Below are 17,884 nucleotides of genomic sequence, written 5' to 3' on the forward strand. Positions count from 1 at the left end.
CCAGCCGGAGTGCCGGCGCACGCCGGCTGGGAGGACGCCGCCGTGCCGCCGGAAACGCTGGGCGACTACCTCCGCGACTTCGACAACCTCCTGCTCACGCACCACCTCACCGGGTTCCCGTTCGGCCATTTCGGCGATGGCTGCGTGCACGTGCGACTCGACTTCCCGTTCCACCGCGAAGACGGCACCGCCGCCTTCCGTGCGTTCCTTACCGACGCCGCCGCGCTGGTGGCGCGCTACGGCGGGTCCCTGTCCGGCGAGCACGGCGACGGCCGCGCCCGCAGCGAGCTCCTTCCCTTTATGTATACGCCGGCGGCGATCTCCCTGTTCGGCAAGGTCAAGGGCATCCTGGATCCGGACAACATCCTCAACCCAGGCGTGCTGGTGGATCCGGAGCCGCTGGACGCGAACGTCCGCGTTGCCGAGGCAGGTCCGCTGCGCTCGAAGCTGGGATTTGGCTATGAGCACGACGACGGCGACTTCAGCCAGGCAGTCCACCGCTGTACTGGCGTGGGCCAGTGCCGCGCCGCCCACAACGACAACTCGACCGTCATGTGCCCGTCCTATATCGCCACACTCGAGGAGAAGGATTCCACACGTGGTCGCGCCCGTGCCCTACAAGAGATGATCAACGGCAGCGTCACCGGCGGAGTGAAAGGCGGCACGCCGAACTGGCGGGCGCCTGAGGTCCACGAGGCCCTGGACCTCTGCCTGTCCTGCAAGGGCTGCGCGTCCGATTGCCCGACCGGGATCGACATGGCCGCGTACAAGGCTGAGGTGCTGCATCAGAGCTACAAGGGCAGGCTCCGTCCTCTGTCGCATTACTCGTTGGGCTGGCTACCCCGGTGGGCGGGGTTTGCCGCGTACGCTCCGCGCTTCGTGAACGCCCTGGTGCGGCTGCCCGGCCTGCGGCAGGTAGGGCTCCGATTGGCCGGCGTTGACCAGCGCCGAAACATTCCCGCGTTCGCTCCGCAGACGTTCTTCGCGTGGTTCGCGACGCGGGATGCGGCAGCACCCTCCTCCGAGCGCCGCCCGCCGGTGCTCCTGTGGGCGGATTCGTTCACGAACAACTTCACCCCGGAGGTGGGTCAGGCAGCCGTCCGGGTACTCGAATCGGCCGGGTACGAGGTGCGGATCCCTGATCAGCCCGTGTGCTGCGGCCTTACCTGGATCTCCACCGGTCAGCTGGATGCGGCCCGGAAGATCCTGCGTTCCTCGGTCGGGGTGCTGGGCGAGTCCGTGGACGAGGGCATCCCCATCGTGGGGTTGGAGCCCTCGTGCACGGGAGTGCTGCGCTCGGATGCCGTTGAACTGCTGGGCCGCGCCGCCGCGGGTCCGGTGGCAGCTGCGATGCATACCCTTGCGGAATTCCTCGCCAAGACGCCCGGCTACATCCCGCCGTCGTTGGAGGGGACAACCGTCATCGCGCAGCCGCACTGTCACCACCACGCCGTGATGGGCTGGAGCCCCGACGCCGCGCTTCTGGAGGGTGCCGGCGCAAACCTGCAGAAGCTCGGCGGGTGCTGCGGCCTCGCGGGGAACTTCGGGGTGGAGCGCGGCCACTATGACATCTCCGTGGCGGTAGCTGAGCAGCAGCTCCTGCCGGCGGTCCGTGCGGCGGAGGCCGACGCCGTCGTACTCGCGGACGGTTACTCCTGCCGAACGCAACTGGAGGACCTCAGTGAACGGAAGGGAATCCACCTGGCGCAGCTGCTTGATCGGGCGATGCCTCCGGTCCGGCGGCAGGACGCCAACCAGGAGTGATCGCGAGCGTTTTTCGACCGGATCGACATCCAGGTGGCTCGGCCCATTCCTCAGGTGGCGTTGCGACGAGGCACCTCCAGTTGGGCGCCGTGGCGAGGCGCAGATCCAGCGTGACCATCCGCTGCCGGATGCGGCGGATCCGACGTCTGCAGGCGTTCGTTCCTCCTCTGGGAACTGGAGTGCCTCCTACCCCATTCGATGCCGTGGGTGGAGGATTCGTCCCGCCAGCTCATCGAATGTGGAAGCAGCGCTTACGCCGCGGTCACGGCGCTGGCGGCACCGGAGTTCTGGTGTCGGGCTTGCGCCGTCGTCGTCCCCCGACCGTCACACCGATCGAGGCGGCGGTGACGAGGGCAAGCGCCAGGATCTCGCGAAGGCCTAGCGCTTGAGCGAGGACAAGGAGTCCAGCGAGGGCTGCCATCGCCGGTCCAAGAGCGGAGAGCACACCGAAGACACGGGTGGAGAGGCGCCGCAGCGCCAGCATTTCCAGCGCGTAGGGGAGGGCACTGGACAGGAACGCCACACCGAGGAACACTGGGAGGACCACGGGCGACGCCAGGGCTCCGGCAGTCGCAGCCGATGCGCCGAACGGCAGCGTGATGATTGCGCCGATGGCCATGGATACGGCCAGCCCTTCAACGCCCGGCAGGAGTTTGCCCACGCGTGCGCTGGACAGGATGTACACGGCCCAGAACGCGCCCGCGCCGAGCGCGAAGGCGATCCCTGCGAGCGGCAGGCTTTCGCCGGCTTCGAAACCCAGGAGTACGACGCCGGCGAAGGCCAGGAGCGCCCATACGGCGTCGATGAAGCGCCGGGTTTGCACCAGGGCGAGGAGGAGGGGGCCGGTAAACTCCAAAGTCACTGCGACGCCGATCGGAATGACGTCAATGGCACGATAGATCAGCGTGTTCATCCCCGCCAGGGCGATACCCAGCACCGCTGCTGCCGCCCACTGTTGACGCGTCCAGCGGTAGACCTTCGGCCGGACGACGACGAGCAGGATCAGCGCACCGAACAGCAGTCGCAGCAGCACCGCGCCGGTGGGGCCAACCGCTTCGAACTGAGTCCGCGCGAGCGCCGCACCGAACTGGACGGACAGGACTGCCACGAGCATGAGCACGGGTGCAGGAACATGGGACGTGGGCATGGTGACCATTCTCCAACAGGTCTTGCGGGTTTCGCTCGAGCCCGAAGGCGCCAGCGAGGCCTCCGTGCTCCGACCGTCGCGCTTGCCCTAACGTTCCTCTTGGTTACCGGTGAGGAATACGGTGCCGGCGTCGAAGGTTGGCACCACAGGACGAAGAATTTCAAGCAACACGATGCGCAGGAGTCATTCATGCCCACCACCGTTTCCGCTTATGCAGCGCCGTCTGCCGCAGAGGCCCTCATCCCCACGACCATCGAACGCCGCGATGTCGGACCCGACGACGTTCTGATCGATATCAAGTTCGCCGGCATCTGCCACTCGGACATCCACACGGTCCGCGGAGACTGGGGACCACAAAAGTACCCGCTGGCGCCCGGCCATGAGATCGCCGGCATCGTCACTGAAGTCGGCCCGAACGTCACCAGGCATGCCGTCGGTGACCGGGTCGGTGTCGGTTGCATGGTGAATTCCTGCGGTGAGTGCAAGAACTGCACGGCCGGCGAGGAGCAGTACTGCCTCAAGGGCAACACCGGCACTTACGGCGCAGTTGACCGCGACGGCTCCATCACCCAGGGGGGCTACTCCACGCACGTCGTCGTGACCGAGGACTTCGTCCTCCGAATCCCCGAGGGAATCGAGCTCGACGCCGCCGCGCCGCTGCTGTGCGCAGGCATCACGACCTACTCACCACTGCGCCACTGGGGTGCCGGCCCGGGCAGGAAGGTTGCCGTCGTCGGACTCGGCGGACTTGGCCACATGGCCGTCAAACTGGCCTCCGCTATGGGCGCCGAGGTGACCGTGCTGTCCCAGTCGCTGAAGAAGCAGGAAGACGGTCTCCGACTTGGCGCCGCGCACTATTACGCGACCAGTGATGAGAACACGTTCACGGACCTGGCCGGTTCCTTCGACCTGATCATCAACACCGTTAGCGCCTCGATCAACATCAGCGACTACCTGGGCCTGCTGGCTTTGGACGGTGCGCTGGTCAATGTCGGCGCACCGGCGGAGCCGCTGCCCGTCAACGCGTTTGCGCTGATCGGAGGAAGGCGGTCCTTCGCGGGATCACTGATCGGCGGGATCCGCGAGACCCAGGAGATGCTTGACTTCTGTGCTGAGCACGGTCTCGGCGCCGAGATCGAGGTCATTCCTGCCGAGAAGATCAACGACGCCTACGAGCGCGTCCTCGCCTCGGATGTCCGGTACCGGTTCGTCATCGACACCGCGACGCTGAGCTAGTTCGCTCCCAGCTGAGACGGCGCCCCTGGTGAACGGTTCCCAGGGGCGCCGTTCCTGCTTGAGGTCGGTGTGCCTGGGGTGTTCGCCCTTCATGGGCTTTTCCGGAGCGGCCCCCGACCAGGGCTCGTACCAGGCTTGGGCCTACGGTGTCAGGCCCCGCCCTGCCGGCTCACCATTTCGCTGATCCAGCTGGGCGCGTACGGGGAGGTGCAGTTCGGGGGAGTGGGGTAGTCCTTGAGCACCTCGAGGTGTTCTCCGATATCTATCGCGCGGGCGCGGTGTTCACTGTGCTCGATCCCGATGTGGGCCAGGGGGTGGTTCATCGCCCACTGAAGGCGGTCCGGCGCGTACTTCATCTCCGCCTCGACGGTGTCGAGCAGCACAGGGAGGTCCATCCCCTCGGGCTTCTTCCCCACCCGTTCCGAGGTCAGGGCCCACCCTGCACTGGCGACCACCGGATCCGCATCCGCAGACCACGTGACGCGCAGCTCTTCGGCGCACGGGTTCTTCTTGACCACATAGTTGACCAGCCAGTCGTGCACCTTAGGAGCGCGCGACGCGCGCAGTATGGCATCCAGCTCGTCGCGTTCGAAGGCTTTCGGGCGGCAGATCAGAAGGGCCAGCAGCCGAGCCGCTGTGTCGTCCGTCGCCCGGAGTTCGAGTGCGAGATCCTGCTGCATCTTCAAGCGCTTCGCGATCACGCGAAGCTTGCTGAGGTTCACGCCGTGGTCGTCGCCGCGCTTCTCGTTCACGCTGCGCATCTTGCGATCCTCGATCGTGGCCAGCTCGGCCAGCTCGGCCATCACGTCGGCCGCTGTCGTCTCGGACATCTGCCGTCCCTGTTATTTATGTGTTGAATACAGCCTAATAGTGTCATGCCGGAGGAGTCGGTTCCACGGACGCCTCAGCGCAACTGTCGCTGCAGACCTCCTGGCAGGAGCTGAGGCCGAGCTGGTGGGTCGTGGAATTCGGTGGTCCCCCAAAGGAACCTCAGGCACCGAAAACGCCGGCACCCAACAAACGAGGTGCCGGCGCCTTGGCGATCGGGATCAGGCTACGCCGAGACACTTCTGGACGGCGACGTGCTTGCAGCGAACGCGGAATCGAAGAACTCCTGCAGGCGATCGCACAGGGTCAGGAATTCCGGGTGATCGCCGTACATGAAGTCATTGTGCCGGCCATCGATCGTGTAGAGCGTTTTGGGAGAGGACGCCGCCTCGTAGAGGGACAACGCTTCGTCATACGGGTGCAGCGTGTTGCGCGAGCCGTGCCCGATGAACAGGGGCGCCGGCGCCAAATCCCTGACCACCTTCTCCACCTTCACGTCGATGATCGACTCGGTGAACTGGAGACGGGTTGGGTGCCCGAACCCATACACCTGGGAGAGTTCCTTCCCGACGTAGTCCTCCGTGGCAGGGTCGAGCGGATAGTGGGCGAACGTATCGGCCAGCTGTGAGTCTCCTTCGAGGACCCGCCGCGTGCGGTCAAGCTGTACCGCGTCGAGAATCTTGGTGTACTCGTCGAAGGTGTGGATCGACTTGAGCCACCGCTCGCCGTCGTAGAAGCCGTTCAGCGCAGCCACTCCAGCTACGTTCCGCGCCTTTCCGCCGGCGATGACGACATTCGCGGCGCCCATTCCCCAGCCGATGAGCCCGATCCGGTGATTGTCCACTTCGTCCTGGGACTGCACGAAGGTGATCGCATTGCGGATGTCCTCGACCTGCTGCTCGATGAGGACGGTGCCCTTTTCGCCCTCGCTGTCCGCCATTCCTCGGTAGTCAAAGCCGAGGCAGATGTAACCGCGCCTGGTCATGTTCTTCGCGAACATCTTCGGGTAGAACTCGTTGAAGCCCTGATATCCGGAGTTGACGATCAACGCCGGATGCGGGCCGCCTGCGGGGAGGTCGTCGGGGTAGTAAAGAGTCGCCTTGAGGCGGCTTCCCTCGCTGAAGAACGTGGTTTCCTTCTCAATCACTGTGTTTCCTTCTGTTTCGTGTTCAAAGTCTTGGTGGGATGGAGCCTGGTCAGCCGATCAGGCCTTCACTCTCGAGCCACTCGTCAGCGACGTCGCGCGGTTCTTCGCCGTCGTTGTCGATCTTCCCGTTGAGCTCGGTGATGGTCTCGTTGGTGAGCGCTTCGCTGATGGGTGCCATAATTTCGGCGATGGCGGGGTACTCGTCGAGGGTTTCCTGGCGGAGGGTCATCGCGCCCTGGTATTCGACAAAGAACTCCTGGTCATCTTCGAGGACGGTCAGGTCGTTGGAGACCACGCGGGCGTCGGTGGAGAACACCTCGCCGAAACTGCAGTCCTCCCCGATCTGGGTATAGATGAGGTTCAGGTCGAGTTCGACGACGCTGCTGAACTCGAAGCCGTAGGCCTTTTCAAGGCCGGGCAACCCATCGTCGCGGTTGATGAATTCGCTGGCTGCGCAGACGTTCCCTTCGTCCGGGTTTTCTTGGATGTAGGCGGCGGCGTCGCTCATGGTGGTGAGGTCGCTTTCTTCAGCCAAATCGCTGGGTACCGCGATGCGGTAGGTATTTTCGAAGGGTGCCGGCTCCAGCCAGGCGATGTTGTTCGCGGCATCGCCTTCGGCGACGGCGGCGTACAGGTCCTCGGGAACATCCTCGGTCGCGTTGCCGAGAATGTTGACCCACCCGGTGCCGGTGTAGTCCCAGTACACATCGACTTCACCGGTTTCCAGGGCTTCACGGACCGTGGCGCTGCCGGAGATGCCGGTCTTGTCCTCGACCGTTGCGCCGGCATTTTCGAGCGCGGCGGCCGTGATCTGCGCGAGCAGGATCGACTCGGTAAATTCCTTGGATCCAACGGCCAGCTCGGCGCCGGCGAGTTCGCCGTTCGCGGCTGCACCGCCGCCGTCATCCCCGCCTCCACACGCAGTCAGCATGAGGGCAAGGCCGGCGCCAAGGGCTGTGAGGGTTTTCGCCTGTGCGGATGTTGTTTTCATGGTTCCTCTTCTAGTGGGTGGAATGGTTTTACAGCCCTTTAGGGCGCAGGAAGTCTTCGGCGATTCCCGCCAGATAATCGATCAGCAGGGCGAGGACCGCGGTGAGAGCGGCGCCGACAATCTGGATCAGCACACGGTTTGTGGACAGACCGGCAACGATGATGTCGCCGAGGCCTCCGGCATTGATATAAGTGGTGAGCGTGGCGGTGCCCACGTTGATGACCAGCGCGGTGCGCACACCGGCCAGGATGATCGGCACGGACAGGGGGAGTTCCAGCCGGCGCAGTACCCCGAACTTCGAGATACCCATGCCCCGGCCGGCTTCCAGGACCGATTCATCCACTTGCTCCAGACCGACCATGGTGTTCAGCAGCACCGGGATGATCGCGTAGAGCACCAGGCCCACAACGGCCGCTTGGAAGCCGAGGAACAAAAAAGCGACGGCAAGCAACACGAGGACGGCGATCGTCGGTACCGCTTGTGCAAGGGTGAGCAGGGTCAGGACATACGGTCGGATCCGACGGGTGAGCGGACGGGTGAGGAGGATCCCGAGCGGGACGGCGACGATGAGGGTGAGCAGGGTTGACACCGCGGTCAGCTGGATGTGTTCCCACGTCGCTGTGGCGAGGGACGCTGCATTGAGGGAGCGGGCCTCGATGTTATCGAGTTCCTGCGAACTGACATATAGGTACATACTTAGGCATACCACCGCCAGGATGGCCGGCAATATCACATAGCCGGCCAGCGACCGGTTCTGCGTCCGTGGCGGGGTCTGGACGACGAGGTCCTGGTCGTGTGCGTGGGTGGTCATGGTCGCTCACCGGCTGATCCTGCCGTCGAGCGTTCAGCGAGTTCGGCTGCATTCTGGGCGGCGGAGGTGCTGCGCATGGCGCGGATTGTCTCGTTGATCTGGTTGATGTCCACCACTCCGCGATAGGCGCCGGCGGAATCGACCACGATCGTGACACTGTTGTGGGCGGCGACCAGTTCGTTGAGCGCATCGCTGAGCGTGGCGGTGGGTTCGACCATGCCTTCGACGGGTGTGCCGATTTCATCGAGTGCACTACCCGGGGAGGATCGAAGGTCCCCGGCGCTGACCCAGCGGCGTGGGCGGTCGGCGTCGTCAAGGACCAGCACGGAATGCCGCCCGCTGCTGTTGAGAAGATCAAGTACCTGCCCAGGGTCGGTGCCCACGCGGACAGTGGGCCAGGAGGACAGCTCGATATCGGACACCCGGCTGAGATTCAGTCGCTTCAGTGATGCTCCCCTGCCGATGAAGTCGGCAACGAACTGATTGGCCGGGGCGGTGAGAATTCTCTCGGGGGTGTCGTACTGGGCGATGCGCGACGCTTCCTGGAGGATGACGATGCGGTCTCCCAACTTGATGGCTTCGTCGATGTCGTGGGTGACGAAGACGATGGTCTTGCGGACCTCGGACTGCAGACGGAGGAATTCGTTCTGCAGGCGGTCGCGGGTGATGGGATCGATCGCGCCGAAGGGCTCGTCCATCAGCATGACGTCGGGGTCCGCACCCAGCGCCCGGGCGACGCCCACCCGCTGACGCTGACCGCCGGAAAGCTGCTTGGGATAGCGGTCGCGGTAGTCAGCCGGAGACATATTGACCATTTCGAGCAGTTCGTCGACCCGTGCCGATACCCGCTTGGCGTCCCAGCCGAGCAGTTTCGGGACCGTCGCGATGTTTTCGCCGATGGTCAGGTGGGGAAAGAGGCCCACCTGCTGGATGACGTAGCCGATCCGCCGCCGGAGCGTGTCCGGATCAGCAGTGGTGACATCTTCACCGTCGAGGATGATCTTGCCCGAGGTAGGTTCGATGATCCGGTTGATCGTCTTCATGGTGGTGGTCTTGCCGCAGCCGGACGGGCCGACCAGCACAACGATCTCGCCTTCATAGATATCCAGGGTGAGGTTGTCGACGGCGTTCTGCTTCTGGCCGGGGAACCGTTTGGTGAGGTTCTCCAACCGGATCATGACCTTACGGGGTGGCTGACTGGGGGTGGGTGCACTGGTCATCGGATTCCTTGGGAGGTTGTGAGTCTGCGGATGACGTAGAACAGGACATCGGACAGGATGGCGAGAATGATGATGCCGAGGGTGCCGGCGAGGACGAGGTTGACCGCCACCGGTGTGCCCACCCGGGCCAGTCCGGTGAAGATCATCTCGCCGTAACCGGGGCCGAGGACGATCGAGCCGATTGCAGCGATGCCGAGCAATACCAGAGAGGTCACGCGAACTCCGGTGATGATCACGGGCCAGGCCAGTGGGAGTTCGATGCGCAGCAGTTGCTGTCTGCGGCTCATTCCCATGCCGCTGGCGGATTCGACAATGGCCGGATCCACCTCGCGCAGCCCGGTGATCGTATTCCGGACGATCGGCAACAGCCCGTACATGGTGAGGGCGACCACCACCGGCATGAATCCGAGGCCGAGGGGCCCGATCAGCAGGATGAAGAGCGCGAAGGACGGTATGGTCAGAAACGCGCCGGTGACGGCGAGGACGGCCTCGCGCGGCCGCGGCTTCCGATAGGTGGCGACGCCAAGGCCTACCCCGATGACGGTGGCGAGCAGCACCGATACACCGACGACGGCGGCGTGGCCGAGCCCGAGTTCGAGCATGTCATCGCTGCGATTGATGAGGAATTCAAGAAAATTCACAGCACAAGCTTCCTGGGGTTGTCGGAGGCACTGGCCAGCAGCCAGCTGTGGTCAAGACCCTGCCGGGCGAGACGTTCGATGAGTTCCCGAAGCGCCAGGGGAGGCGGCGGGCTGTTGGGCTGGCCGGCGTCGGATGCGAGGATCAGCCTGTCCCCGGCCGCCCGGGCCACCTGGGCCAGCAGCTCCTCGGTCATGTCCGGCTGGTGCCAGAGCTGGTAGGCGGTGATTTCAACGTAGGCCCCCTGTTCGGCCAGCTCGCCAATCTCCGCCACGCTCATCGCGGGAACGGTATACGAGGGATGCGTCAGGAGGAATCGCGTGATTCCCCGGCTTTGGCACTGATCGAAGAGCCAGCGGCACTCGTCACCGCTGAGGTGGCCGGTGCACAGGACCGCGTCGAATTCCGCGATCAGGTCAAGGATCAGTGTGATGTCGTCCAACTGCTGTTGGTTGGCTGCCAGTACCGGTGGGGTGCACAGCGCTGCGCGGCCCAGCCGGGGCTGGAGGTCGGCGAGGCGGGGTAGTCCAGCACTCTCCTGCGTGTGGGCGTCGGCTGTCGGAAACCAGATGACGCGGCCGCCGCTATGGAGGGTGGCGGCAACCGATACCGGGTTGATCCCGCCGGCTGGCCTGTTGAGGACAATGCCTCCGACGACGTCGAGCCCGGATGCGCGTGCCAGTGCCTTCGCCCGTCCGACGGTCGACTCCTGATGTCCTTTGAGGACGAAACCGCTGAAACCATCAGCAGCGTACTGCTCGCCAACCTGGTCGTCGTATCCGATGCGGTCAATGACATCCGGCGCGGCATGGACGTGGACATCAAACATCTGCAGACGTCCGCCCACTGTCCGGCGACGCGGAGGGCGGGGGCAATCGACTCTGATCTAGTCCCGGGTTCATGGGGACGACTCTAGGAGTGAAATGTGAGTAACACAACACTGTGATGCAATATATGCAACTGTCGCTTCTGGCGCTCCACCGCGCCAGTTCGATCAGGCAGGTCGTTTCGGAGGCGCGTAGTTGCGATAAATGCACTGCCGATTGCGGCGGTAGCATCAGGCATGAATAGTGGTGCAGACGATGACGGGAGTGGCCCCCACTCTCCGGATGCGGCGGATCTGCCGCGCAAGAAGGGATTAGTCAGTGACTGGAGCTTTGCAGGACCGGGCTGCCAAGGACGGGACCTTACGGGTCCGGCTCCTACAGACCGATCCGACGCTGGGGGATGTAGATGGCAATCTGCGCGAAATGGACTCCTTGATTGCAGCCGCCTCCGATCGCGACCTGGTCGTGCTGCCGGAACTTGCAACACATGGGTACCACCTGAGTGAGGTTCCCGATGCCCTGCCCCTACCGCCCACCGACGAGCGCCTGCTCGGTCTTGGCCGGCACGGTCCGGCAGCGGTGGTGGGTTTCGCCGAAGCCTTTCGCCACCACACCTTCAATAGTGCGGCCCTGCTCACCAACGGTGAGTCCCGTATTCAACGCAAGATGTTCCTGCCCACCTACCGCGGGTGGGAGGAGCGCAAGCACTTTCGTCCAGGCGGTCAGCTGCACTGTGAGGACCTCCTTGATACCCGCCTTTCGGTGCTGATCTGCAATGATGCCTGGCAACCGGCAATTCCGTGGCTTGCCGCACACGGCGGTGCCGAAGTCCTCGTCGTGCCCGTCAACAGCGCAACGAGCCACGTCGGCGTGCCGACGGAGCGGGCCTGGGAAATCCTCCTGCTTCACGCCGCGGTGGTCCTGCAGTCGTTTGTGATCTTCGTCAACCGTTGCGGTGAGGAGAACCAGCGGGACTTCTGGGGCGGTTCGCGGGTGATTCATCCCTCGGGCGAGGTGCTCGGACAATTGGGGTCCGAGCCCGGACAGCTGGATGCCGAACTGGATCTGGGCGAACTGCGGCTTCTCCGCCGCAAATGGCCGCTTTTGCAGGAATCAAGGGCGGACCTCATTGCGCGGGAAGCATCGCGACTGGCGGCAGAGGAGGGGTAGTTGTGTTGCTAAATTCGCGTTTTCGGGTTGTGAATTTCACATACGGCTCCTAGAGTGTGCGTTATGAGCACAGGTCAGAAGCAAAGCGGTGCAGCCAAAATCATGGCCGTGCTCGAGGTGCTCGGCACGGCGGACGCGGTGCTGCATCCCCATGGAATGACGGTTTCGGAAGTGTCCCGGGCGCTGGGCCGGGATAAATCGATCGTTTCCCGGCAGTTGAAAAGTCTGCTGGAGTCCGGACTGGTCTCCCGGGACCCGGCCGGCTGCTTCGAGCTGAGCTGGCGGCTTTACGCTTTGGCATCGCGGGCGGGTGACCAGCATCTGGCGAAGAAGGCCGGACCGGTCATGCGGAAGCTCACCGACCACGTGCGTGAGCGCACGCACCTGACCGTCCTCAGTGACGGCGAGGTGCTCACCGTGCGCTCGGAGAGTTCGCGGCGTTCAATCGAGACTCAAGGGTGGGTGGGCCGGACCATTCCGGTCGGTCGGAGCTCGAGTGGTATGGCGTTGCTGATGGATCACGATGACGACCAGATCCTCGAGATTGCAGAGGTGTCGGACCCGAACGGATCAAGAAGTCAGGCGGCCGCGTTCCTGGAGGAAATCAAACGGTCCCGACAGCGTCAGTACTCAGTGGCGAACCGGATCTTCGATTCGGAGATCATCGGTATCGGCACTCCGGTCCGCGATTTCTCCGGCAGAATCATCGCTGCTCTGAACATCTCCGGGCCCGCGCTGCGGATCGAGGACCACATCCACCTGTTCGGTTCGCATCTGGTGGCCGCTGCCGGCAGCCTCCGGCAACCGCTCACGACGGCGATCGTCCCGGCATAGGGTCAGCCCTGCTCCAGGCGTTCCTGCCACGCACGGGCCTATCCGGTCAGGGCGATCAGCCGCTCGAAGATCGACTCGCCGTCGTCGGAAATCCCGTCATGGTGGAACTCCGCCGTCTCCCACACCGCAAGCCCCTTGACGTCGCGGGCGGTCGCCAGGGACAGTTCGCGGTCCACGTAAATGTCGTCCTGATACACCGCCGCTGCGGCAGGAACGGTGTTCCGGCGCAGCCTCCGGACGTCGTAGAGCGGACCCCAATCCTTCTTCCCGGCCAGCAGCTGGGCTGTCCGGCGGAGAGGAAGCAACGCCGGATCTTCCTCGAAATACCACGGATACACCATCTCGCCTGTCAGGAGAGGCTGCTCTGCGCCGGCAAGGAACTGTGGAAAAACGGCGAGGACCCGCTCCGCGGCCCAGTCCGAACCCTCGCCTTGGCAGTAGATGGATTCGTGCATCAGCGCGTAGAGCGGGTTGGGAGCCCGGGTGACCAGGGCACCCACCTGGTGAAGGAATGCTGCCGACAGCCTCGGCCCGGCCGGGGTGTCCACGAAGGCGTCCTCGAGCAGGAAATGGAGGGCGTCGACCCGGGTGTTGCCGCCGAGGAACGAGCCGATCATCTGGAGGCGGCGCACGGTGAGGCGTTCCCCTGTGGGTAGCTCTTCGACAGTGGAGTCGAGGTGCCGGGCGATGCGCGTGACCATCACGCGGTCTCCAGGGTACCAGCCGAAGTATTCCCGGTTGCGTTCCTCGACGCGCTGGTAGGTGGCCTTATAGACCTGGTCGGGTGAACCTGCCAGGGGTGGGAGGCCTCCGGTGATGAGCGCACGTCGGATACCCTCCGGTGCGAAGGAGAGGTAGGTGAGTACGCAGAAGCCTCCGTAGCTCTGCCCGAAGACCGTCCAGGGTTCAGCGCTGAGGTGGGATCGTGCCATTTCGGCGTCGGCAACGATCGAGTCCGCCCGGAAGTGCGCCAGGTAGACGGCCTGTTCCTCGGGCCCGCCCCGCGTGGCGAGCGTGGCGGCGTCGGCCGGGCAGGAGAGGCCCGTTCCCCGCTGGTCCAGCATCAGGATGCGGAAATTCCTGGCCGCTGCCTTCATCCACCCGCTGAGCCGCGGAGTGCGGACTCCGCGCCCGCCCGGCCCGCCCTGGAGGAAGAGCAGCCAGGGAAGTTTTGCGGCTTCGTCCTCGCTGAAGTCCGGCGAGGTGTATTCCCGCGCAAAAATCTCGATGGTCTCACCGCCTCCGCCCCAATGATCGAGGGGAACGGTGAGAAAGTGTTCGGTGGTCATCGCGCCGCGCATCGCGAAGCGGTTGCCCCGGCGGTATTCGGACGCTGGTGCATTGCGGGTCATAGGTTGCTGCTCATGCCCTGGCAGTGCCCGCGAAACCGCTGAGGGCGGCGCCGGTCAGCCGGAAGGTCGACCATTCCTCCTGCACCCGCGCTCCGAGGCTCTCATAGAACCGGATGGAGGGCGCGTTCCACTTCAGCACCGACCATTCGACGCGCGCGTAGCCCCGCTCGGCGGCGATGCGGGCAAGGTTCTGGAGCAGTGCCTTGCCGTGGCCGGCGCCCCTCGCCCCGGGGCGGACGTACAGGTCCTCGAGGTAGATCCCGTGAACGCCCTCCCATGTGGAATAGTTGAGGAACCAGAGCGCGAACCCCTCGATGCGGCCGCCCGACTCGGCGACGTGGGCATAGACCTTGGGATCCGGACCGAAGAGCGCGTCCGTCAGCTGATCCACGGTGTTGCGGACGGCGTCGGGTTCCTTCTCATACACCGCCAGGTCGTGGATGAGCTGGAGGATGGTGGGGACGTCGTCGGGCATGGCCTCACGAATGAAATTCATGGAATCCAGCCTAGCGATTCCGACGACGGCGGGAGAGCCTGCCGACGACGCCTGCTACGGCGCGCCCACCCCGACGATCCGCACCACGGGTGTTCCGGCGTCGTCGGACGCGGCGAGGTCGATCAGCGCGTTGATGCCCCAGTCGTTGTTGCCCTCCGGATCCTTCAGGATCTGGCGTACCTTCCACGCTCCCGGCTGCTTCTCGATGAGGAGGAGGTCGGGTCCACGGGCCTGCGGGCCGTCATCGATGTCCTCGTAGTCACCGAAGTAGCCGTCCATCGCTTCGGCCCACCGGCCGGCGGTCCAGCCGGATTCGGCGTCGAGGGTACCCAGGGCTTCGTCCTGCTCGTCGGCGAAGAGCCGAACGCGCTGGAACATCTCGTTGCGCACCATGACGCGGAAGGCACGCTCGTTCGAGGTGACCGACGGCGGTTCCTCCGGGAGCTCGACGACGTCGGCGGGCCCGGGGAGGCCATCCGCGTCCAGCGTGGTGAGGCGGGTCCACTCGTCGAGCAGGCTCGAGTCCACCTGACGGATCAGTTCACCCAGCCACTCGATGATGTCGCTGAGGTCCTCCCGGAGCGCCTCCAGGGGCACTGTCTGGCGGAGCGCCTTGTAGCAGTCCGCAAGGTAGCGCAGCAGAATTCCCTCGGACCGGGTGAGCGAGTAGAACGCGACGTACTCGCCGAAACTCATGGCGCGTTCATACATATCCCGCACCACTGACTTCGGAGCCAGCTCGAAGTCGCCGAGCCAGGGAGCGGTACCCCGGTACACGTCGAACGCCTGCTGCAGCAGTTCCGCGAGGGGCTGGGGGTAGGTGATCTCTTCGAGCCGGGCCATTCGGGCGTCGTACTCGATTCCCTCGGCCTTCATGGCGGCAATGGCTTCGCCGCGCGCCTTCTTCTCCTGGGCCGACAGGACCTGCCGGGGCTTCTCGAGCGTCGCCTCGATGACGGAGACGACGTCGAGCGCGTAGCCCGGAGCCTCGGGGTCGAGGAGTTCGAGACTCGCCAACGCGAACGGGGAGAGCGGCTGGTTCAGGGCGAAGTTGGCCTGCAGGTGGACCTTGAGCCGGATTTGGCGGCCGTCGGCGTCGGGCTCGGGCAGGCGTTCGACAATGCCGGCTGTCACGAGCTCGCGGTAGATGCCGATGGCCTTGCGCATCAGCTGGAGCTGGGAGGCCCGGCTCTCATGGTTCTCACTCAGCAGCCGCTGGGCCGCTTGAAAAGGGTTGCCGGGCCGCTCCAGCAGGTTCAGGAGCATCGAATGGCTGACGCCGAAGGAGGAGGTGAGCTGCTCCGGCACGCTCCCGACCAGGCGCTCATAGGTGGGCTTGCCCCAGGACACGAAACCCTCGGGCGGCTTCTTCCGGACCACCTGCCGGAGCTTCTTCTGGTCATCCCCGAACTTCGAGACGGCCTTCGCCATGGCCTTGGTGTTCTCCACGACGTGTTCGGGCGCCTGGACCACGACGGTCCCGGCGGTGTCGTACCCTGCGCGGCCAGCGCGTCCGGCGATCTGGTGGAATTCGCGGACCTTGAGCACGCGGGTCCGCACGCCGTCGTACTTGCTCAGCGCCGTCAGGAGCACCGTGCGAATTGGGACGTTGATGCCGACGCCGAGCGTGTCGGTCCCGCAGATCACCTTAAGGAGGCCGGCCTGCGCGAGCTGTTCCACGAGCCGGCGGTACTTGGGCAGCATTCCCGCGTGGTGCACGCCGATACCGTGGCGGACGAGCCGATTAAGGGTCTTCCCGAATCCTGAGGAGAACCGGAACGGAGCGATGAGCTCGGCGATGCGGTCCTTCTCCTCCCGTGAGCAGACGTTGACGCTCATCAGGTTCTGCGCGCGCTCGATCGCTTCGGCCTGGCTGAAGTGCACCACGTAGACCGGCGCCTGGTTGGTGCTGAGGAGCTCCTCGAGGGACTCCTGGATCGGCGTTTCCACGTAGTAGTAGTGCAGCGGAATGGGCCGTTCCACGGAGGTGACCGTTGCGGTGGCCCGACCGGTGCGCTCGGTGAGGTCCTTCTCGAACAGGGAGACGTCGCCGAGGGTCGCAGACATGAGGAGGAACTGCGCCTGGGGGAGTTCGAGCAGGGGGACCTGCCACGCCCAGCCGCGCTGGGGATCGGAGTAGAAGTGGAACTCGTCCATCACCACGGTGCCCAGCTCGGCCTGCGCACCCTCGCGCAGGGCGAGGTTCGCGAGGATCTCCGCGGTGCAGCAGATGATGTGGGCGCCCTGGTTCACTCCCGAGTCACCCGTGATCATGCCGACGTTCTCCGGCCCGAAGATGTCGCAGAGCGCGAAGAACTTCTCGGACACCAGTGCCTTGATGGGTGCCGTGTAGTAGCTGGTGCGGCCCTCCGAGAAGGATTTGAGATGTGCGGCGACGGCGACGAGCGATTTTCCGGATCCGGTGGGCGTTGCGAGGATCACGTTGTTGCCGGAGACGAGCTCCACCGCCGCCTCGTCCTGTGCCGGATACAGCTCGATTCCGCGCGCGGCGGTCCAGGCGGTGAAGGCCTCGTACACGGCGTCAGGAGGGAGATCGCCTGTGGACGGCGCGGGGAGGTGCTCTTGGATTCTCATGGTCCGTTCAGCCTACCGGTGCGGCATTAGGGTGAACTGATGACGTGGAACCCAGCGAAATACGCACAGTATGCAGACCACCGCGGCAGGCCATTCTTCGACCTCGTCTCGCGGATCGACTCCGCCGCTCCCCGGCGGGTGGTCGATCTGGGGTGCGGCCCGGGAGAACTCACCGCGGCGCTCGCAGCGCGCTGGCCGGACGCCGAGGTGGTCGGCATCGACTCGAGCGCCGAAATGATCGAGGCGGCCGGGGCGACCACCGGAGCACCGGGCAACCTCCGGTTCGCAATCGGCGAGCTGCGGGAGTGGACACCCGGACCGGACGACGACGTCGTCGTCACCAATGCCGCGCTGCAGTGGATTCCGGAGCATCGGGAGTTGCTGCCGGTATGGGCCGCAGCGATGCCCACGGGATCCTGGTTCGCGCTTCAGGTGCCGGGGAACTTCCGTGCGCCGTCGCATGTCCTGATGCGGGAGCACGCAGCGACGCCGGCCTGGAAACCCCTGCTCGGCGGGGTGCTCCGGCACGAGAACGCAGTGGGGGAGCCGAACGACTACCTGCAACTTTTCAGTGCGGCCGGGCTGCGCGTCGACGCGTGGGAGACGACGTACCTGCAGGTGCTGCAGGTGGAGAACCCGGTCCTTGAATGGGTGCGGGGGACTGGACTCCGTCCGGTCCTCAGCGCCCTGTCGCCCGAGCAGGGCGCCGCATTCGAGGACGGTTACGGCGCACTGTTGCGCGAAGCGTACCCCCGCTCGGACGCCGGGACGGTCTTCCCGTTCCGGCGGATTTTTGCAGTGGGGCAGAAGCTGGCGGACTGAAGCGC

Annotated in this window: 16 protein-coding genes; 5 read left to right on the forward strand and 11 right to left on the reverse strand. The window is 65.0% G+C overall.

Annotation, left to right across the window (positions count from 1 at the left end; translation table 11 throughout):
• Positions 1–1,764: FAD-binding and (Fe-S)-binding domain-containing protein (locus Y704_RS19495; RefSeq protein ID WP_035771864.1), on the forward strand; the 1,764-nt coding region annotated here is incomplete at its 5' end.
• Positions 1,765–2,026: 262 nt separating this feature from the next.
• Here Y704_RS19495 and Y704_RS0106650 read toward each other — a convergent pair.
• Positions 2,027–2,911 carry an EamA family transporter gene (locus Y704_RS0106650; protein WP_253904250.1) on the reverse strand — a complete coding sequence of 295 codons (885 nt, stop codon included), beginning with the start codon at positions 2,909–2,911 and terminating at the stop codon, positions 2,027–2,029.
• 189 nt (positions 2,912–3,100) lie between these two features.
• Here Y704_RS0106650 and Y704_RS0106660 point away from each other — a divergent pair, with 189 nt between their 5' ends.
• On the forward strand, positions 3,101–4,147 hold the full coding sequence (locus tag Y704_RS0106660; protein ID WP_026549534.1) for an NAD(P)-dependent alcohol dehydrogenase: 1,047 nt from the start codon (positions 3,101–3,103) through the stop codon (positions 4,145–4,147).
• Positions 4,148–4,296: 149 nt separating this feature from the next.
• Here the strand turns inward: Y704_RS0106660 and Y704_RS0106665 are convergent, their stop codons facing one another.
• The 7 genes from Y704_RS0106665 to Y704_RS0106695 all read right to left on the reverse strand — a co-directional run bounded on the left by Y704_RS0106665 (position 4,297) and on the right by Y704_RS0106695 (position 10,612).
• Complete coding sequence (locus Y704_RS0106665) at positions 4,297–4,977, reverse strand: DNA alkylation repair protein (RefSeq protein ID WP_026549535.1); 681 nt, start codon at positions 4,975–4,977, stop codon at positions 4,297–4,299.
• A 224-nt stretch (positions 4,978–5,201) separates the two neighbouring features.
• Complete coding sequence (locus Y704_RS0106670; protein WP_026549536.1) at positions 5,202–6,122, reverse strand: alpha/beta hydrolase; 921 nt, start codon at positions 6,120–6,122, stop codon at positions 5,202–5,204.
• A gap of 49 nt (positions 6,123–6,171) precedes the next feature.
• A complete protein-coding gene (locus Y704_RS0106675; RefSeq protein ID WP_026549537.1) occupies positions 6,172–7,113 on the reverse strand; it encodes a glycine betaine ABC transporter substrate-binding protein in 942 nt (313 codons plus the stop codon).
• 28 nt (positions 7,114–7,141) lie between these two features.
• Positions 7,142–7,924, reverse strand: a complete 783-nt coding sequence (locus tag Y704_RS0106680; protein ID WP_026549538.1) for an ABC transporter permease — start codon at positions 7,922–7,924, stop codon at positions 7,142–7,144.
• Positions 7,921–9,144, reverse strand: a complete 1,224-nt coding sequence (locus Y704_RS19500) for an ABC transporter ATP-binding protein (RefSeq protein WP_051476773.1) — start codon at positions 9,142–9,144, stop codon at positions 7,921–7,923. Before Y704_RS19500 ends, Y704_RS0106680 begins: the two co-directional genes overlap by 4 nt.
• The gene (locus Y704_RS0106690; RefSeq protein WP_026549539.1) at positions 9,141–9,785 is read right to left on the reverse strand and encodes an ABC transporter permease; all 645 of its coding nucleotides are present in this window, start codon (positions 9,783–9,785) and stop codon (positions 9,141–9,143) included. The genes Y704_RS19500 and Y704_RS0106690 overlap by 4 nt, the downstream gene beginning before the upstream one ends.
• Entirely contained in the window at positions 9,782–10,612 is an 831-nt protein-coding gene (locus Y704_RS0106695) for a DUF6282 family protein (protein ID WP_026549540.1), read from the reverse strand. Before Y704_RS0106695 ends, Y704_RS0106690 begins: the two co-directional genes overlap by 4 nt.
• A gap of 316 nt (positions 10,613–10,928) precedes the next feature.
• On the opposite strand from Y704_RS0106695, the gene Y704_RS0106700 reads away from it, so the two are divergent.
• Complete coding sequence (locus tag Y704_RS0106700; protein ID WP_081747447.1) at positions 10,929–11,780, forward strand: nitrilase-related carbon-nitrogen hydrolase; 852 nt, start codon at positions 10,929–10,931, stop codon at positions 11,778–11,780.
• 63 nt (positions 11,781–11,843) lie between these two features.
• Positions 11,844–12,614: an IclR family transcriptional regulator gene (locus tag Y704_RS0106705; protein ID WP_026549542.1), complete on the forward strand. Its 771-nt coding sequence runs from the start codon at positions 11,844–11,846 to the stop codon at positions 12,612–12,614.
• A 38-nt stretch (positions 12,615–12,652) separates the two neighbouring features.
• Here the strand turns inward: Y704_RS0106705 and Y704_RS0106710 are convergent, their stop codons facing one another.
• From Y704_RS0106710 to Y704_RS0106720, 3 genes are read right to left on the reverse strand one after another with little or no spacing between them, the layout of a single operon-like run.
• Positions 12,653–13,966: an alpha/beta fold hydrolase gene (locus Y704_RS0106710; protein ID WP_035771867.1), complete on the reverse strand. Its 1,314-nt coding sequence runs from the start codon at positions 13,964–13,966 to the stop codon at positions 12,653–12,655.
• 10 nt (positions 13,967–13,976) lie between these two features.
• Positions 13,977–14,462 carry a GNAT family N-acetyltransferase gene (locus tag Y704_RS0106715; RefSeq protein ID WP_026549544.1) on the reverse strand — a complete coding sequence of 162 codons (486 nt, stop codon included), beginning with the start codon at positions 14,460–14,462 and terminating at the stop codon, positions 13,977–13,979.
• Between the two features lie 54 nt (positions 14,463–14,516).
• On the reverse strand, positions 14,517–17,057 hold the full coding sequence (locus tag Y704_RS0106720; protein WP_026549545.1) for a DEAD/DEAH box helicase: 2,541 nt from the start codon (positions 17,055–17,057) through the stop codon (positions 14,517–14,519).
• A 39-nt stretch (positions 17,058–17,096) separates the two neighbouring features.
• Between Y704_RS0106720 and Y704_RS0106725 the strand changes: the two genes are divergently transcribed.
• Positions 17,097–17,879: a trans-aconitate 2-methyltransferase gene (locus tag Y704_RS0106725; protein ID WP_026549546.1), complete on the forward strand. Its 783-nt coding sequence runs from the start codon at positions 17,097–17,099 to the stop codon at positions 17,877–17,879.
• Positions 17,880–17,884 lie beyond the last annotated feature (5 nt).

The organism is Arthrobacter sp. Br18, assembly GCF_000520555.1.
Classification (GTDB): Bacteria; Actinomycetota; Actinomycetes; order Actinomycetales; family Micrococcaceae; genus Arthrobacter_D.